The organism is Paenibacillus fonticola DSM 21315, assembly GCF_000381905.1.
Lineage (GTDB): Bacteria > Bacillota > Bacilli > Paenibacillales > Paenibacillaceae > Fontibacillus > Fontibacillus fonticola.
Window position 1 is genome coordinate 110,462 of record NZ_KB907250.1, and the last position, 18,301, is coordinate 128,762.

Here is an 18,301-nt window from a genome sequence, read left to right on the forward strand (position 1 = left end):
TGCGCGCGGTGCGATTTAATCAGCACAACAACCTGAAATTTTAAAAGCGCTTTCAAGCGCTTGGATTCATGGGGGAGAGATGCTGGCGGCAAGCCTGAGGAACCGGCTGGCACCAGCCAAATGGCTTATCCGTCGTCGATGGATTCGAACCATTTTTTGCGGAATTCTGAAGGTGAGCAGTTCATCGCTTTTCGGAATACCCGGATGAAGTAGCTGATATTGTCATAGCCTACTTCAAGGGCGATGTCGGATATTTTACGCCCGGGTTCCCGGAGCAGCTCGACAGCTTGCCGGATCCGGTAGGAATTGATGTAATCCATCGGGGTCTGCCGGGTCATCGATTTGAAGAAACGGCATAATTGTCCTTCACTCATCGGAATAAGAGCGGCTAATTCCGATAGGCGAATTTGCTGATTATAGTTTTGCTGGATGTATAGGATGACTTTTTTCAGGCGCTCGATTTTGAAAGAATCATTGCTGCTGCTAGCCGTACGGTTACAAAGCTGGCCACGGCCCGCCATATCTGAGAGCATAAGATAGAGATGACCTTTGACAGAACCCTCATATCCGGGAGTTTTCGCCTCGCAGCTGTTCATCATGGCCGCCAGGTTCTGCAGCATGGACTTTCCGTAATCGTGCTTCTCGGATATATGACGGGGGAACGTAGCCTTTCTTTCTTGCAGGGGGAGTATTAAATTCTCCTGAACAGCGTCATAATAAGCGCTGGACAGCATATTCGTTCCAAATACAAGGGTGAAGAAGGAGCAGCCTTGATCCCCGTGGGCGTGCGCAGCATGAATGTCGCCGCCATCGATAAATACAGCTTCGCCTGCCCGTACGACGAAATAATCCGTGTCCACCTGGAACAGTGTCTCTCCCTCCAGGCAGTAGAAGAACTCGGCTTCCTCGTGCCAATGACAGTCCACAACGTGCTCGCCTGGTCCGAATTGGTACCAATAGGTACCGAATGGCAATCTATCGTCGCCATGAGTCTTGCTCTCCTTCAGAGAGCGGCGCATCGCTTGATCCATTTCGCTCACCTCATCAATTTTGTGTTATAAATTCATTAAATTATGTTAGATTAGATTTTTTTTAATCAGTATAATGCAAGTATAGAACGATTTTCGCAAGATTACAATGATTTCAGAAAGGCGGTTCTTTAACGATGAAATTTACAGACGGCAACTGGTTGATTCGTGAAGGATTCACACTGTCTACAGCAGTTCAAGCTCATGATTTTATGATTGAAAATAATAAGCTGACGGCCTATGCCTCGACAACTCCGATCCATGGCCGCGCCAATACGATTAACGGCCAGCTCCTGACGATTCAGTTCCACTCCCCGCTTCCGGGCGTGATTGGCGTCAAGCTGGTGCATTTCGCCGGTACGGTGGATCATGGTCCTCATTTTGAGCTGGCGGGCGGTAATGGCGACCACGTACAAATTACAGAGAACGATGATTACGCTGAGCTGAAGAGCGGCAATTTAAGCGTAAGAGTGAACAAGGGACCGCAGTGGTCCGTTGATTTCTACCGCGGTTCGCAGCGCATCACAGGCAGTGCGTTCAAATCCATGGCTCATGTTGAGGAGACCGGCGGTGCAGTATACATGCGCGAAGAGCTGGATCTGACGGTTGGTGAATGGGTATACGGACTTGGCGAGCGCTTTACTTCTTTCGTTAAGAACGGCCAGGTCGTCGACATTTGGAATAAGGATGGCGGCACAAGCTCCGAGCAGGCTTACAAGAACATTCCTTTTTATATTACGAATAAGGGTTATGGGGTATTTGTCAACGATCCGGGCGCCGTATCCTTTGAAGTGGCCTCGGAAAAAGTGAAAAAAGTACAATTCAGCGTACCAGGCGAATCGCTCGAGTATTTCATAATCGACGGTCCTGAGCCTAAAGAGGTGCTGAATAAATATACGGCGCTGACAGGCAAGCCTTCTCTGCCGCCGGCATGGACGTTCGGCCTGTGGCTGACGACGTCATTCACGACAAATTACGACGAAGCGACAGTCAACTCATTTGTTGACGGCATGGCGGAAAGAGATTTGCCGCTGCACGTATTCCACTTCGACTGCTTCTGGATGCGTGAATTCCACTGGACGGATTTCAAATGGGACGAGCGTACGTTCCCGGATCCGGAAGGGATGCTGAAGCGTCTTAAAGAGAAAGGGCTCAAAATTTGCGTATGGATCAACCCGTATATTGCACAGCGTTCCGCTCTGTTTGAAGAGGGCAAGAAGAACGGCTATCTTGTGAAGAAACCAAACGGCGACGTATGGCAATGGAATTTGTGGCAGCCGGGAATGGCGCTTGTCGACTTTACGAACCCTGATGCATGCGAATGGTTCGCGGGCTACTTGCGCGATCTCGTAGATATGGGCGTAGACAGCTTCAAGACAGATTTCGGTGAGCGGATTCCGACGGATGTCGTCTACCATGACGGCTCTGATCCGGTGAAAATGCACAACTACTACACACAACTGTACAATAAAGTCGTATTTGAAGTACTGGAAGAGAAACTTGGCAAAAATGAAGCGGCGCTCTTTGCCCGTTCGGCTACAGCTGGCGGACAGAAGTTCCCGGTTCACTGGGGCGGAGACTGCTACGCCGATTACGAGTCGATGGCAGAAAGCTTGAGAGGCGGATTGTCGCTTGGCGTATCCGGCTTTGGCTTCTGGAGCCATGATATCGGCGGATTCGAAAACACGGCGCCTGTCGACGTGTTCAAGCGCTGGCTCGCCTTCGGCCTTCTGTCCAGCCACAGCCGTCTGCACGGCAGCAGCTCGTACCGTGTTCCATGGGCATACGACGAAGAGGCGGTAGATGTAACACGCCACTACACGAAGCTGAAATGCCGCCTGATGCCGTACTTGTTCGACACAGCGGTTGAAGCTACGGAACAGGGCGTGCCGTCGATGCGGGCGATGTTCCTCGAATTCCCGGAAGACCCGGCAAGCGAAATGCTGGATCGTCAATATATGCTTGGCGATTCCGTACTGGTAGCTCCTGTATTCAGCAAGGAAGGCGATGTATCTTATTACCTGCCGGAAGGAAAGTGGACTCATCTGTTGACCGGCGAAACGGTCGAAGGTGGAAAATGGCGCAAAGAAAACTACGACTTCTTCAGCCTGCCGCTCTTCGTACGTCCGAACTCCATTCTGGTCATGGGTGCGAACGACGTCAAACCGGATTATGACTTCGCTCAGGATGCAGATGTCAGATTGTATCAAATCGAAGACGGTGCGCAAGTATCCCGCAAAGTCCGCGGCGTTAAGGGCGAGACCGAGCTGGAAATCGCAGTATCGCGCGAAGGCTCCACGCTCCGCATCACTGCAGAAGGCGCTGGCAAACCGTTCAGCATCAGCCTGCACGGCTTCGGCCAAGCTGCATCGGTTCAAGGCGGCGAACTGAATGCCGATGGCAGCATCGCAGTAGGCGCATTCAGCGGCAAAGTGGAAATTCAAGTCACATTAAAATAAAAAAACATTGTTCGGATATCCCCTATTGCTCCATAATAGGGGATATTTTTCGATGTATACCTATTTATAGCTATCGGCATAAGGTTTATAGCTATTGGCACAGGAAGGGGGAATATGATGAAGAGAAAAATAGTCAGGCTGATAAATAATCTCAAACTGAAGCATAAATTGCTTATCACATATATCGCCGTCGTCATGCTCCCTGTTCTTATTGCAGGCGGTGTAGTCACCAGTTACTTTCGTCAGCAGGCAATGGACCGGGCAATCGATCAGGCCACGAATGATGTGCAAAAAATCAAGAGCCAAATGGCGACAATGCTGCGTGTTCCGACGGACATATCCAATACATTTATGTTCAACAAGAAATTAGAGAACACCGTGACTATGCAATATCCCAGCGTACTTGAACTGACCAAAGCTTATCTGGCCTATGACGATTTCAAGGATTACGTTGAGCTGTATCGTGAAATCTCAGCCATTCGTTTCTATTATGACAATTCGACGTTGATTAACAATATGGAGTTTATTCCGTTGGATGAAGCAACGCGGTCATCAGGATGGTATCAGAGAGCGATGGAAACAAAAAGTATAGGGTGGTTTTATATCCCTGACGACGAGGAAGATGTTCCTGTCAACAAGTTGAGCCTTGTACGGCAAATTCCTTTTCCGGAGCACCGGTCAAGCGGTGTGTTTATGGTCGTTCTGAATCAGGAGGAACTTAACCGCATGCTCCGGCGGGAACAGTTTGAGACGCTTATTTTTGATGAACAGGGTTATATTGTGGCGGGTAAAAATCCGGGCCTGGTCGGGCAAACGATAGATCAGCTTGATTTCGGTGTAGATCTTCGCAATCAGGCTATAGGGGCTCATAAGATGGAGGTTAAAGGCGAGCCATCCTATATCGTTGTTGAAGAAATTGTCCCCGAATCCAGCGTCAACGGATTGAAGATCGTCTCCGTATTTGCGACCGATACGATAGTTAAAGATGCGAACTATGTCAGTATTATGGGACTTATTATTATTTTTTTAGTACTGCTGATTGCTTTGCTTTTTGTATATATCGTCTCCTTTCTGATGACGAACCGGCTGCTGCGTCTCAGTCGTCATTTCAACCGGTTAGCTCTAGGTGACCTGGCGGTTGTGTCCTCCGTTGACGGCAATGATGAGATCGGGCAATTGTCACGGCAGTTCAACTATATGGTGGAGAGCATTAACATGCTGATGAATCAGGTGATTGAGAAGACAGAGCAGAACAACATATTGGAGATTGCCCAAAAAGAAATCAAGCTAAAAATGCTGGCCAGTCAAATCAACCCGCATTTCCTGTTCAATGCGCTCGAATCGATCCGGATGAATGCACATCTTAAAGGGGAAAAAGAAATTGCCCATATCGTGCGTCTGCTCGGTAAGCTGATGCGCAAAAATCTCGAAGTGGGCCGGGAACAAATCGCCTTGAAAGAAGAAGTAGAGATGGTCCGTTCTTATTTGGAAATCCAAAAATTTCGTTACGAGGATCGTCTTAACTATGAGTTGAAGGTCGATCCGCAACTGCTCGGTACGCTGGTGCCTCCGTTAATTATTCAGCCGCTGGTGGAGAACGCTGTCGTTCACGGCGTGGAAAATAAAGAAACCGGGGTTAACGTTGAAGTTGTAATTCGGCTTGCGGGAGAGCAGGCGGAGATTATTGTCCGGGATGATGGCATGGGAATGACGCCGGGAAAACTGGCCGAGGTGATGGGCACGATTACTGAACCGGAAGAAAGCGGCCAAAGCAGGATCGGATTAAGAAATGTACACCAGAGACTCATTATGACGTTTGGCGATGGGCATGGGCTAAATATATCGAGTCAATACAGGAAGGGGACGGAATTTAGTTTTACCATTCCTTTATTTCGGAATCAGGTCTGATCAATGTGTAATGTCTAATTTCTATATGGTTTTCTCTGAAATCTGTCGGGTATTCCCTAAACTCCTTCTGGTTTATCTTAAATATATAGTCAGAAGGGGGGATTGGACAGACAAATGAAGACGCTCTCAGCGCAAGCCGATACCAGAAATGTAAGCGCAACCCCTAATCCGCAGAAGAAGCGGAAGAAAGGATTTTGGCGAACGGTAGTACAGCAAAGATATCTTTATATGATGTCCGTACCATTCGTAATATGGTTGTTTGTATTTAACTATTTGCCGATCTGGGGCTGGACGATGGCTTTTCAAAACTACAAGCCGGCCAAATCTTTTTTTGATCAAAAATGGGTCGGGCTGCAAAATTTTGTCGATCTGTTCCAGGACGAAAGATTCTATCTCGTATTGAGAAATACACTGGCGATGAGCGTAATGGGACTGGTTGCAGGCTTTATTATTCCGATCGCCTTTGCGATATTTCTGAATGAACTGAGGGGCAAATATTTTAAGAGAACGGTTCAGACGATATCTTATTTGCCTCACTTTGTCTCATGGGTCGTCGTAGCGGGGATTATTACCAAGATGCTTTCTAGGGACGGAGGCGTCGTGAACGATATTTTGCTTGCACTTCATCTTATAGATGAACCTATCCAGTTTATGGCGAAGGGGAATTTGTTTTGGGGAATTGTAACCGTTTCCGACGTCTGGAAGGAGACCGGCTGGAACGCGATCATTTACTTGGCGGCCATTGCCGGGATTGACGGGGAGCTGTATGAGGCAGCCAGGGTGGATGGAGCGGGCCGCTTCCGGCAAATGTGGAACATTACGCTGCCGGGAATCCGGACGACCATTACTGTCCTTCTCATTATGTCGATCGGACATTTGATCGGAATCGGCTTCGAGAAGCAGTTTCAGCTCAGCAACTCACTCGTAACGGACTATTCGGAAGTTCTTGACCTGTATGCGCTGAAGTACGGCATTAACATTGGCCGCTTCTCTTACGGTACCGCTATTAGTATGTTTACCTCTGTCGTAAGTATCATTTTACTGCTCGGAGCGAATGGCATCATGAAAAAAACAACGAAAGAAAGCATCATGTAAGGAGGGGACAAGATGGCGGCGTCAAAAGCATTTAACGCAACCAAGGCGGAAAAGATTTTTGATATTTGCAACTTCGTTATTATGGCCATTATCATGATCGTCACACTGTATCCTTTCCTGAACGTGCTCGCGATTTCGTTGAACGATTCGACAGATACGGTACGCGGCGGCATCTATATTTGGCCTCGTGAATTTACTTTGGAAAATTACAAGACAATCTTTGGCTACACCGGCTTGATCCAAGGCTTGAAAAATACGATTCTTCGTACCGTAATCGGCACAGTGTTTGGACTGATCAGTTCATCTATGCTGGCATTTACATTAAGCCGTCAAGACTTTGCCTCACGGAAATTCGTGTCGACTTTTCTGGCTCTTACGATGTATTTCTCCGGCGGTCTTGTTCCGACGTATATGCTGATGCGTCATCTCGATCTGATCGGCACGTTCTGGATTTATATTTTGCCAGGGATCGTCAGCGCCTTTAACGTCTTCGTTATCCGTTCCTTTATTGACGGATTACCGTACGCCCTGCAGGAGTCTGCAAAACTTGACGGCGCAAATGATTTTAAAATTTACTACAAAATTATTTTGCCGCTTTGTAAACCAGTTTTGGCGACCATCGCATTGTTTCTGGCCGTGGGGCAATGGAATTCCTGGTTCGACAATTACTTGTATAACGGGAATAAGCCTCACCTCACTACGCTGCAATTTGAATTAATGAAAGTGCTGGCCAGCACGAACCAGGGGGCAGCGATGACGAATGCGAATGATATGGCCAACCAGATGGCCCAAGTATCACCGGAATCGATTAAGATGGCGATTACGATCGTAGTTACCCTTCCAATTTTGTTTGTATATCCGTTCTTGCAGCGTTACTTTGTATCCGGAATGACATTGGGTGCCGTTAAGGCTTAGCAAAAATAACATGGATTTCAGTTCCGCCGCCGACAGGGTTTTCCGTTAGCTAAACAAGGCGGAGCTGATTTTCAAAAAGATTTTCACTCTTATTTTCTATTGGAAGCACTTACTTAACCTGATTTATAACGATGGTATATACGGGCAGGACCTGTTATACAAATATAGTTCTTTATTATGACATGAGGGGGAAAGTAGAAATGAAGTGGAGAAGTCCTAAGACGATCGCTGCTCTTTTACTGGCCGGTACAATGCTGCTTAGCGGCTGCGGAAGCTCCGGCGGCGATAACAAAAATGCGGGAAACGCAGACACAGGCAGTACGAACCAAAGCAGCGAGGCCGAAGCGGATATAAGCCCAGTCACCTTTACGTTTTTCGGTGCGGACTCTAGCCCGAACTGGAACAACATGCAGGATGAAGTAGGTAAAGTTATTACGGAGAAAACCGGGGTTACGCTGGATGCGGAGTTCGATGTAGGCGCTGGCGGCGGCGAGAGTAAAATTGCCCTAATGGCTGCCAGCGGCGATGTCCCAGATATGATTTTCGCCAAAGGCGAGCTGTCCAAATTGGTAGATGCAGGACTCATCCTCGATTTGACCGATTTGATTGATCAGCATGCGCCTAACATTAAAAAGATTTTCAGCGATAACATGAACCGTTTGAAATACAGTAATGATGATCAATCTATCTATTCCATCGTAACGAACATGGGGGTCGATAACGAATACTTCGATGCAACTGGCGGTTTTGAGATCCAGCACCGCGTATTGAAGGAACTCGGTTATCCGAAAGTTCGCACCCTGCAAGATTATGAAAACGTATTGAAGGAATACTATGCGAAGCATCCAACCACGGATGGACAGCCGACGATTCCGCTGACCTTGAGTGCAGATGATTGGAGAATTATGATCACAGTGACCAACCCGGCTTTCCTGGCTACTGGCGCTCCAGATGACGGTGAATACTATGTTGACCCGGAAACTTATGAAGCCAAGCTGCATTATAAACGTCCTGAAGAAAAAGAATATTTCCGCTGGTTGAACCATATGTACAATGAAGGCTTGCTCGATAAAGATACTTTCGTTCAGAAGGAAGACCAATACAAAGCAAAAATCGCCAGCGGCCGCGTGCTCGGTTTGATTGACCAGGAATGGGGCTATATGGATGCGGAAAATGCCCTGAAAACTTCAGGAAAAAACGAATATACCTACTCTCACTTCCCTGTCACACTGAGTGAAGAATATGTTGATCATTCTTTCCAGCCTGCTGGGGTAGACGGTTATGGTATCGCCATTACAACCGCATGTAAAGACCCTGTCCGGGCGATCAAATTCCTCGATTGGCTCGCTTCCGATGAAGGCCAAGTTCTTAGAAACTGGGGGATTGAAGGAAAACATTATACTGTTGACGAAAGCGGAAAACGGATCATTCCGGCTGAGATTACAGAAAGAAGAATGAATGATACGGCGAACTTCACAAAGGAAACAGGCCTCGGCAACCCAGGCGGATTGTATTTTGTAATGAGCGCGCGTTATGGTGATGGAGTTAAAGATTCTACAGGCAATTATTATACGATCAACTTCCCGGAACAAATCGTAGAGCTTTATTCTGATGCTGAAAAAGAGTCGTTACAAGCTTACGGCGCTACTACCTGGAAAGACTTGTTCCCTCAAGAAAGTGATTTTAAAGCGAAGGAATGGGGCGCGCTTTACAATATGCCAGTACCGACTGACGGTGATTATCAAGTGATTTTCAAGAAAACACAAGATATTATTCGAAAGCGTATTCCAGAGGCGGTTCTCGCCAAACGCGAAAACTTCGACAAAATCTATGATGATTTCCTAGAAGAGCTGAATAAAGCCGGTGCGGAAAAAATGGAAGCAGAGTACACAGAGCTCGTTAAGGCAAGAGCCTCGCTTTTCACAGGCAAAGACATTCAATAGATTAGCTTTTGGTATAGATTAACGAAAATTGTATAGTGTGAATTATGAAAAGGCCCGTAATTGCTCGGGCCTTTTCTCTAAGTTTGTCCATCATGGGGGGGAGAAAATGAGCAGAGAACGCCAGTTTGGCAATGAGGAAACAAAGCTGTGGTACAATCAGCCCGCTTCCCGCTGGGAAGAAGCGCTTCCTGTCGGAAACGGAAGGCTCGGGGGAATGGTATTTGGCGGGGATCGCAGTGAACGGATCGCCCTGAATGAAGATACGCTCTGGTCGGGCTTTCCCCGCGACCCGCATAATTACGATGCGCTTCGTCATTTACAGCGGGCGCGTGAGCTAATATTTGCGGGAGAGTATAGGGAAGCGGAGCAATTGATTGAAGCTAAAATGCTCGGCAGGCGTACGGAGTCCTATCAGCCGTTAGGCAATTTGAAATTAGAGCATATGGGTATAGAAGCGACAACGGATTATTACCGGGAGCTGGATTTGGACACGGGCATTGCCACGGTGACGTACCATGCCGACGGTACCCAATTTACGAGAAAGGTGTTTATCAGCGCGGTCGATCAGGTATTGGTTGTCCATCTGACAGCAGAGGGACAGAAGACGATCCATCTAGGTGCTGCTCTACATTCTCCGCTTCTGCACAGTGTCGGCGGAAACGATGAAGGGGACGGACTTGTTATGCGTGGTCAAGCTCCGAGTCATATCGCTGACAATTATAAGGGGGATCATCCTCAATCCATACTTTATGAAGAAGGGCTGGGGTTGTCTTACGAGGTGCATTTACGTGTGCTGCAATGCGGCGGGACGGTGATTGTACGAACGGATGGACAGCTAGAGGTATCCGGCGCAAGCTCAGTAACGCTGCTGCTTGCAGCGGCTACCGATTTTGCTGGTTATGGCATTATGCCAGGAGCGGGCAGTGGAATAAGCATGGCGGAGAAATGCAATTCACCGCTGGAAACCTCGCTTGGGCAAGGGTATGAATTGCTGCTTCACAACCACATCGAGGATCATAGAAAGTTGTTCCGCCGGGTGGAACTGCAATTGGGTTCGGAGTTGAAGAGGGTGTCCCAGCTGGAGCCGGGTGCGCAGCAGAAATCGGATCAGTTGGCCAACAGCTCGCTGCCTACTGATGAGCGTCTAAAGGCTTATCAGTCCGGCAAGCCTGATCCGATGCTAGAGGTGCTGTATTTTCAATATGGCCGGTATTTGCTAATGGCTGGCTCGCGGCCCGGCACGCAGCCCGTTCACCTGCAAGGAATATGGAACCCGCATATGCAGCCTCCTTGGAATAGCAATTATACGACGAACATTAATACCGAGATGAATTACTGGCCTGCGGAAATCTGCAATTTAAGCGAGCTGCACGAACCCTTGTTCAATTTGATCAAGGACTTGAGCGAGACAGGGGCACGTACGGCGCGGATTCATTATGGGTGTGCGGGCTGGACTGCCCATCACAATGTGGATTTGTGGAGAGCCGCTACCCCGTCGGACGGGGAGCCGAGCTGGGCGTTTTGGCCGATGGGCGGGGTATGGTTATGCCGGCACCTGTGGGAGCACTATGCCTTTAACCTGGATAAAGGCTTTCTAGCAGAGACGGCCTATCCATTAATGAAAGGCGCCGCGGAATTTTGCCTCGATTGGCTTGTGCCAGGCCCAAGCGGAGAGCTTGTGACTGCCCCTTCGACTTCGCCGGAAAATAAGTTTTTGACAAAGGAAGGGGAGCCTTGCAGTACATCCGCAGCTTCCACGATGGATCTGTATCTCATCCGGGAACTGTTTGAACATTGTATGCAGGCAGCTGAGCTTCTGGAGATCGACGGGGAATTCGTTCATAGGCTGGCGGAGGCGTTAGAGAATATGGCCAAGCCGGAAATCGGCCTGGACGGACGATTGCGGGAATGGATTAAGGATTATCCGGAAGCCGAGCCGGGGCACCGTCATGTATCCCATCTCTACGGCCTGTACCCTAGCAATGCTATCACGCCTTCCCGCACGCCGGACCTTGCGGAGGCAGCCAGGAAGTCTCTGGAGAGCCGGATTTCTCAAGGCGGGGGCCACACAGGCTGGAGCTGCGCTTGGTTGATCAACCTGTATGCACGGCTGAAAGACGGAAATGCGGCGCATCGTTTCGTGAATACATTGCTGTCCCGTTCAACGTATCCGAATTTATTCGACGATCATCCGCCGTTTCAAATCGACGGTAATTTCGGCGGAGCGGCTGGAATTGCCGAGATGCTGCTTCAAAGCCACGAGGGGACGATAGAGCTGCTGCCTGCACTGCCGGAAGCTTGGCCGAGCGGCCGCTTCAGCGGCCTGAAAGCAAGGGGCGGCTTCACGGTTAGCGCAGCTTGGGAGAACGGCCGCCTGAAATCAGCTGCCCTGACCCCCAGCTTAACAGGGTGGGGGGCAGTCCAATATGCGGAGCCGTTAAGTATTCAAGCTCTTGATGGAACCATCGTCAGTACAGGGGAACGCTTCTGGGCCGAGTCGGGCGAGACGTACTTTATTCAACTACGGAACTAAGACATTACAACCGATGGGCTGGGCCGTCCATAGCCCTAGGATAAACCTGTTGGCAATTGTTATAATAAACATTATTAAGAGGGGGAGATCTTGTGAGCAGTAAACGGTACATGATCGGTTTAGGCTTGGCAGCCTTACTGGCAGCCTTATTGACAGCATTGCTGACAGGATGTTCCTCTGCTTCTTTGCCAGCACACGAACAGAATTTATCCAGTGAAGTAATGTCAGAGGAAGCGGGAACAAGCGTACAGGCGGAGGCGCAAGAGCGTTTTGGAGGAACTGAAGATCCAGAGGCAGGGCGGAACTCTGAGCAAGAAGGGACGAAAACTGGCCTAGGGACGGAAACGGAGCAAGGAGAGTCAGAAGCTGACCAAGGGAATGCAGCAGAGCAAGCAGGGGCGAAAGCTGAGTCAAATTTAGAGAGCGGTCAAGCAGAGAAGGGGCAGGCAATCGAGCAAGCAGGGGAGGAAGCTCAGCTGGAAGCCAAGGCTGAACAAGCTGGAGATCAGCCAGTTGCCGAGATTGCGAAAAAGCGAGCGCTGCCTGAAGGGTTTGTTTATGTGGATGAGGTGCTTGAACATGCTTTTTATGAAATTCGCTATTATAGTGAATATAACTTTGTTGGAGAACAAATCGACGGCTATTACGCACCGTTTGCTATTTTAAGCAAGCAAGCCGCAAATGCTTTAAAAAAGGCGGAACTGGCGTTGGAGCCGCATGGTTATGCATTGCTTATTTATGATGCTTATCGCCCGAAAAAGGCGGTAGAGCATTTTAGCAAGTGGGCGGCAGATGAGCGGAATATAAAGATGAAGAAGGAGTTTTATCCTGACATTGACAAGAAAAATGTGTTCAAGCTTGGCTATCTTTCACATCGGTCAGGTCATTCACGCGGCAGTACTGTTGATTTAACATTGGCTGATCAGGAAACAGGAGAGCCGCTTGACATGGGCGGAATACATGATTTCTTGGGTGAGATTTCCGCACACGATGCCGCAGGCTTGACTGAAGCGCAGGCAGAGAATCGTTTGCTGCTGAAAGAAACAATGATTGCTGCAGGCTTTAAGCCGTACGGCAAAGAATGGTGGCATTATACGTTGAAAAACGAGCCGTATCCAAAGAAGTATTTTGATTTTGATGTGGAATAGCGATCGGTAGACGTTTATACATATAGATTCTTTAAATAACTTCATTCATCATCAGATAATACTGTGCTACTCTTCCCCCGGTTGGCCTTGACCGGGGGCTTTTGCTTTGAATTGTGCCGCGCACAACTATTTATTAAGAATACACTTTACGGAAATGCTGCGGCGTCATGCCGGTATTTTTGCGGTATGTAGCGACGAAATGGCTTGGATCGCGAAATCCGGTAAGCTCGGCGATCGTGGCGACCGTTAGCTCGGAGCGGCCGGCCAACAGCTCCTTCGCCTTATGGATGCGCATCTGTACGAAATAGGCATATGGCGATAGCCCGAAGGCCCGCTGAAACAATTTGCTCAACTGGCGCCCCGACATTTGAGCAATTTTCGCAAAATCATCAAGTCCGACGTCGCTGTCGCTGAGATGTTCTTCCATCCATTTTAATACGGGGATCAGCCTTTCAATATTGCGGGAACTATACATCTGATTGATTTGACCGTATTTGCTCAGCATGCCCAGGAAACGATAGGCATCGGCCGATGTTTCTAAGCCAAACATATCTGTGTCCGTATCGAGCCTGGCCAGCATATGGCTCAGTAAAGTCACAAAGGTTGAATCGGAATCAAGGCGGTATTGCGATGAAGTTTGCACGCCAAACGAAGATATAATTTGCGCAGCCGCCTCGCCGCCAAAGGTCAAATAATAAGTGCGCCATATTCCTGGACCGGCAGACTCGTAACTATGGGGCAGACCCGGAGGCAGCAGCACTCCTGTCCCTTCGGTCAGTCTGATTGTTTCGTTGGCATAATTGAGAATGCCCTCGCCTTCCTCCGTTTGAATCCAATGATACTTGGGATAACCGTCTGGCCGGATGATTGGCTCCTGGTCGGGATTGTAGCCGATACTCTCTACGCTGATCGGCAGTCCGGATGTGCCTGACGGCGAGAATACGAAGCGGCGCATTGCTTTTGCAGTCAATCGGATCACCTGCTTAAATAAAGTTCCATATTATTATATCCTTAATCAATATTATTATATATATTGCAGGATGTGAACATATTACAATGATAATATAATTATATTTCATTAAAGGATGTGCATAGCATTGATTAATGATAAACTGCCGAAAATTTGGTATGGCGGAGATTACAATCCGGAGCAATGGGGACCTGATGCATGGAGCGAGGATGACCGTATGTTCAAGCTAGCGGGCATTGACGTGGCGACGATTAACGTGTTCGCCTGGGCACTTCTGCAGCCGGATGAAGAAACCTATAATTTCGAAGCTTTGGATGCAACGATAGAGCGTTTGTATAACAACGGGGTGTACGTATGCCTCGGGACAAGCACGGCAGCCCATCCGGCATGGATGGCCAAGAAATATCCCGATGTGCTGCGCGTAGACGTACAGGGCAGAAAGCGTAAATTCGGCGGCAGACATAATTCCTGTCCGAACAGCCCGACATACCGGAAATATTCAACACTGATCGCTGGAAAGCTGGCCGAGCGTTATAAGGATCATCCCGCTCTCCTGATCTGGCACGTGTCGAATGAATACGGCGGGTACTGTTACTGCGACAACTGTGCCAAGGCGTTCCGGGTATGGCTCAAGAGACGTTACAACACGATCGAGAATTTGAATAAAGCTTGGAATACGCGGTTCTGGGGACATACTTTTTATGAGTGGGATGAGGTTGTTCAGCCTAGTGAATTGAGTGAGGAATGGAACGGCAATCGTACTAATTTTCAAGGCATTTCTCTCGACTACCGCAGATTTATGAACGACAGCCTGCTGGAATGCTACAAACTGGAGCATGACGAGATTAAGAAGCATACACCGCAGATTCCGATAACGACTAATCTAATGGGAACTTATCCGGAGCTGGATTATTTTAAGTGGGGCAAGGAGATGGACGTCGTCTCATGGGACAATTACCCATCGCTTGATACCCCTGTCAGCTTCACAGCGATGAGCCATGATTTAATGCGTGGGCTTCGCAGCGGGCAGCCATTTATGCTTATGGAACAAACGCCAAGCCAGCAGAACTGGCAAGCCTATAACTCGCTGAAACGGCCTGGTGTCATGCGCCTGTGGAGCTATCAGGCCGTGGCCAGAGGGGCGGACACGGTGATGTTCTTCCAGCTGCGGCGTTCGGTCGGAGCGTGCGAGAAATACCATGGCGCCGTCATTGAACACGTAGGGCATGAGCATACTCGGGTGTTCCGGGAATGCGCCGAGCTGGGACGTGAACTGCAGCAACTGTCCGACAAGCTGATCGATGCGAGAACAGAAGCCAAGGTGGCGATCGTATTCGATTGGGAGAATCGCTGGGCTACAGAGCTGTCGAGCGGACCGACTGTCGCTCTGAATTATGTCAATGAAGTGCATAAATATTATGATGCGCTCTTCAAATTGAACATTGAGGCCGATATGGTCAGTGTGGAAGAAGACTTCAGCAAGTATGATCTCGTTATCGCTCCGGTGATGTATATGGTCAAACCGGGCTTTGCCAAAAAAACGGAGGATTTCGTAGCAGCTGGCGGCACGTTCGTCACGACCTTCTTCAGCGGCATCGTCAATGAGAACGACATTGTTACGCTGGGGGGATATCCGGGAGAACTGCGTTCCTTGCTGGGCATTTGGGCGGAAGAGATCGACGCGCTGTTCCCGGATCAGAAGAACAGAGTCGTCATGAAGCAGCCGTGGGGAGAGCTTCAGGGTGAATACGACTGCGGCCTGCTGTGTGATCTGATTCATTCCGAAGGGGCGGACGTTCTGGCCGAATATGGCGATGATTTCTATCAGGGCATGCCTGTTCTCACGAAAAATCAATTTGGTTCCGGCCAGGCTTATTATGTGGCGAGCAGCCCGGAGGAAACATTCTTACAAGGTTTCCTATCCAACTTGTGCGCTGAGAAAGGGATCAAGCCGCTGGTAAACGCCGGAGAGGGTGTGGAAGCTGCACGCCGCGTGAAGAACGGGAATGCTTACCTGTTCCTGCTCAACCACAACGCAACTGCTGCTGAGGTGGAGATCGGCGCAGATGAGCAGAAGGATCTGCTGACGAATACGACGGTCAAAGGCACTGTTACGGTTCCGGCCCGCGGCGTGATGATCTTGGAAAGTTTGCTGAAATAGTTTAAACAACGTAAAAGAAGCTGGCTTTAGTAGTAGATTGTTCTACTAGGGCCAGCTTCTTTGCTTTTTATAGAAGGATGAATCTGAGTCTCTTTTCTGTGACCTAAATAATCAAACCGTTAACTGTTCTCCAAAATCGTATTTAACGTGCTGCGGTCAAGACCTCGGACCAGCTTTATCAACAGCTCTTTGGCCGCTGCGTAGTCATCTGTGTGTATTATCGAGGACGATGTATGGATATAGCGGGAGCATATACCGATTACGGCAGACGGAACCCCGATGCCGCTTAAATGGACCTGACCCGCGTCGGTACCGCCTGGAGATACGAAATACTGGTACTTGATGCGGTGCGTGTCCGCCATATCCTGTATATATTCAAGCAGCCCGCGGTGCGTAAGCATCGTCGGATCGTAGATGCGCAGCAGTGTGCCTTTGCCCAGCTGTCCGAAAGCCCGTTTATCTCCGGTCATATCGTTGGCGGCACTAGCGTCAAGAGCGAAGAAAATATCGGGCTGAATTAGATTGGCCGCTGTTCTGGCGCCGCGCAGCCCGAGCTCTTCCTGAACGTTGGCTCCGCAGTACAGCGTATTCGGGAGCTTCTCCTCGTGGAGCGTTTGCATCAGCTCGATGGCCAGACCGACTCCATAGCGGTTGTCCCAGGCTTTGGCCATAATTTTCTTAGGGTTGGCCAGCGGTGTAAATTCGCAAATCGGCACAATTTGCTGACCCGGCTGGATGCCGAATGATTCTGCCTCAGCTCGATCATCTGCTCCTATGTCGAGATACATCGCTTTAAGATCTACAGGCTTGCTGCGAGTAGCTTCATCCAATAAATGCGTCGGGGTAGATCCAACTACGCCGATAATGGACCGCTCAGGGGTAATGATCTGCAAACGCTGAGCCAATACCGCCTGGCTCCACCAGCCGCCGAGCGGCTGGAACAAAATCATGCCTGCCTCAGTAATTCCTGTTACCATGAAGCCGACCTCATCCATATGTCCAGCAACCATTACCTTGGGTCCCTGCTCGTCTCCACGCAGCACACCGAACAGGCTGCCTAGTCGGTCTTGTACAAATTCCTTCGTATATGCTGATAGCTTCTCTTTCAGGCAAGCTCGAAGATTTTTTTCAAATCCGGGTGCCGCAGGAAATTCAGTTAATTGTTTAAATAGTGAAAGCGTCTCTTCATTCATCTGTCGTCTCTCCTTCCGTTATTTTCAGTATGAACGAGCTTTTCCAGATTGTCTATTATGTGCACCCTCATTAATGATGAAGCATATATTGCAGAAGAGTGTGCTGCAGGCAGGGAAATTAGGAAAGCAAAGAGGCATAGGAAAATCAGGACATCAGGAAGGTATAGGGAGGTACAGGGAGGCATCGGAGGCAATGGTGATGGAACGTTATAGAAAAGATTGGCTAATAATTTGCCTGTTGTTTATTTTGCTCGTTATTGTACTTCAATTTCTGTATCCGCTCCAATAATGGAAAGGCAGTGATATTCCCTTAGTATCGGTTACAGAAGATCCGTTTATTATTCTACAGGACTATTGTATTCCGGAGGACAGAGGGGAGAATAAAAAAGTCAGTCAGGTAAGCCGATGTACAAGTGTAAAGCAGGGGCTGCCATAATCGAATAATACGTAAGGTGTTGGGATGGGGGTGTCCCAAGAGTAGATAAATCTATTTGAGGGATAGCTCTCTTTTATGAAAAGGACAATAAATTGAAAAAAAGAGCCGGCCAAGAGATGTTATTCTTGGCTGGCTCTTTTTCTTTGCCGACTTGCCGCCGCCTGCTTTAGCAGGTTGTGGGCAAAAAAGCCACCCGACCTCCAGGCTCACTTTGGGTAAGCCGCGAAGCAGGAAGCGTCGAAAGCCTCGATTACTTTTTATCTGGCCAAATACGCTTTCCGGTTCGTGCATTCGACGGACCGACAGGTTGTATCCTTCCTCGCTGGCCAACTTTTTACGGATCTGCTTCTTATAATGAAGTAGGTTAGGCTCACTTGGATTTCTCGATTACCGACGGCTTTGGTGCAAGAAGACTTGAGCGGACAGTCCTTACAATTCACGTTGCCATAGTGCCGCTTGTGAATCTCAAAGCCGCTTTCCGTTTTCTCCCGTGCTAGTCCAAAACAAGTATA

The 18,301-nt window shown here is 48.9% G+C and carries 11 protein-coding genes and 1 pseudogene; 8 read left to right on the forward strand and 4 right to left on the reverse strand.

What is annotated here, in order from left to right; all coding sequences use genetic code 11:
- Positions 1–125: 125 nt before the first annotated feature.
- Entirely contained in the window at positions 126–1,031 is a 906-nt protein-coding gene (locus G358_RS0108065; RefSeq protein ID WP_019636700.1) for an AraC family transcriptional regulator, read from the reverse strand.
- A gap of 134 nt (positions 1,032–1,165) precedes the next feature.
- On the opposite strand from G358_RS0108065, the gene yicI reads away from it, so the two are divergent.
- From yicI to G358_RS0108100, 7 genes are all read left to right on the forward strand, one after another.
- A complete protein-coding gene (gene yicI, locus G358_RS0108070) occupies positions 1,166–3,487 on the forward strand; it encodes an alpha-xylosidase (protein WP_019636701.1) in 2,322 nt (773 codons plus the stop codon).
- Positions 3,488–3,604: 117 nt separating this feature from the next.
- Positions 3,605–5,395 (forward strand): sensor histidine kinase, encoded by a 1,791-nt coding sequence (locus G358_RS0108075; protein WP_019636702.1) that lies wholly within the window; start codon positions 3,605–3,607, stop codon positions 5,393–5,395.
- Positions 5,396–5,509: 114 nt separating this feature from the next.
- Entirely contained in the window at positions 5,510–6,490 is a 981-nt protein-coding gene (locus G358_RS0108080) for an ABC transporter permease (protein ID WP_019636703.1), read from the forward strand.
- Between the two features lie 12 nt (positions 6,491–6,502).
- Positions 6,503–7,405 carry a carbohydrate ABC transporter permease gene (locus G358_RS0108085; protein ID WP_019636704.1) on the forward strand — a complete coding sequence of 301 codons (903 nt, stop codon included), beginning with the start codon at positions 6,503–6,505 and terminating at the stop codon, positions 7,403–7,405.
- A 200-nt stretch (positions 7,406–7,605) separates the two neighbouring features.
- Positions 7,606–9,348 (forward strand): ABC transporter substrate-binding protein, encoded by a 1,743-nt coding sequence (locus G358_RS0108090; protein WP_019636705.1) that lies wholly within the window; start codon positions 7,606–7,608, stop codon positions 9,346–9,348.
- A 106-nt stretch (positions 9,349–9,454) separates the two neighbouring features.
- On the forward strand, positions 9,455–11,881 hold the full coding sequence (locus tag G358_RS0108095) for a glycoside hydrolase family 95 protein (RefSeq protein WP_019636706.1): 2,427 nt from the start codon (positions 9,455–9,457) through the stop codon (positions 11,879–11,881).
- 92 nt (positions 11,882–11,973) lie between these two features.
- A complete protein-coding gene (locus G358_RS0108100; protein WP_019636707.1) occupies positions 11,974–13,029 on the forward strand; it encodes a M15 family metallopeptidase in 1,056 nt (351 codons plus the stop codon).
- Between the two features lie 133 nt (positions 13,030–13,162).
- Here the strand turns inward: G358_RS0108100 and G358_RS0108105 are convergent, their stop codons facing one another.
- Positions 13,163–13,999, reverse strand: a complete 837-nt coding sequence (locus G358_RS0108105; RefSeq protein ID WP_019636708.1) for an AraC family transcriptional regulator — start codon at positions 13,997–13,999, stop codon at positions 13,163–13,165.
- A gap of 127 nt (positions 14,000–14,126) precedes the next feature.
- Between G358_RS0108105 and G358_RS0108110 the strand changes: the two genes are divergently transcribed.
- Positions 14,127–16,160: a beta-galactosidase gene (locus G358_RS0108110; RefSeq protein WP_019636709.1), complete on the forward strand. Its 2,034-nt coding sequence runs from the start codon at positions 14,127–14,129 to the stop codon at positions 16,158–16,160.
- 119 nt (positions 16,161–16,279) lie between these two features.
- Here the strand turns inward: G358_RS0108110 and G358_RS0108115 are convergent, their stop codons facing one another.
- On the reverse strand, positions 16,280–17,353 hold the full coding sequence (locus tag G358_RS0108115; RefSeq protein WP_019636710.1) for a M42 family metallopeptidase: 1,074 nt from the start codon (positions 17,351–17,353) through the stop codon (positions 16,280–16,282).
- A 555-nt stretch (positions 17,354–17,908) separates the two neighbouring features.
- A pseudogene (locus tag G358_RS34510) lies at positions 17,909–18,283 on the reverse strand (transposase); the annotation flags it as partial.
- Positions 18,284–18,301 lie beyond the last annotated feature (18 nt).

Coding starts and splice junctions, on each gene's coding strand:
- G358_RS0108065 (WP_019636700.1), bottom strand. CDS start 1,031: ATGGATCAAGCGATGCGCCGCTCTCTGAAGGAGAGCAAGACTCATGGC.
- yicI (WP_019636701.1), top strand. CDS start 1,166: ATGAAATTTACAGACGGCAACTGGTTGATTCGTGAAGGATTCACACTG.
- G358_RS0108075 (WP_019636702.1), top strand. CDS start 3,605: ATGAAGAGAAAAATAGTCAGGCTGATAAATAATCTCAAACTGAAGCAT.
- G358_RS0108080 (WP_019636703.1), top strand. CDS start 5,510: ATGAAGACGCTCTCAGCGCAAGCCGATACCAGAAATGTAAGCGCAACC.
- G358_RS0108085 (WP_019636704.1), top strand. CDS start 6,503: ATGGCGGCGTCAAAAGCATTTAACGCAACCAAGGCGGAAAAGATTTTT.
- G358_RS0108090 (WP_019636705.1), top strand. CDS start 7,606: ATGAAGTGGAGAAGTCCTAAGACGATCGCTGCTCTTTTACTGGCCGGT.
- G358_RS0108095 (WP_019636706.1), top strand. CDS start 9,455: ATGAGCAGAGAACGCCAGTTTGGCAATGAGGAAACAAAGCTGTGGTAC.
- G358_RS0108115 (WP_019636710.1), bottom strand. CDS start 17,353: ATGAATGAAGAGACGCTTTCACTATTTAAACAATTAACTGAATTTCCT.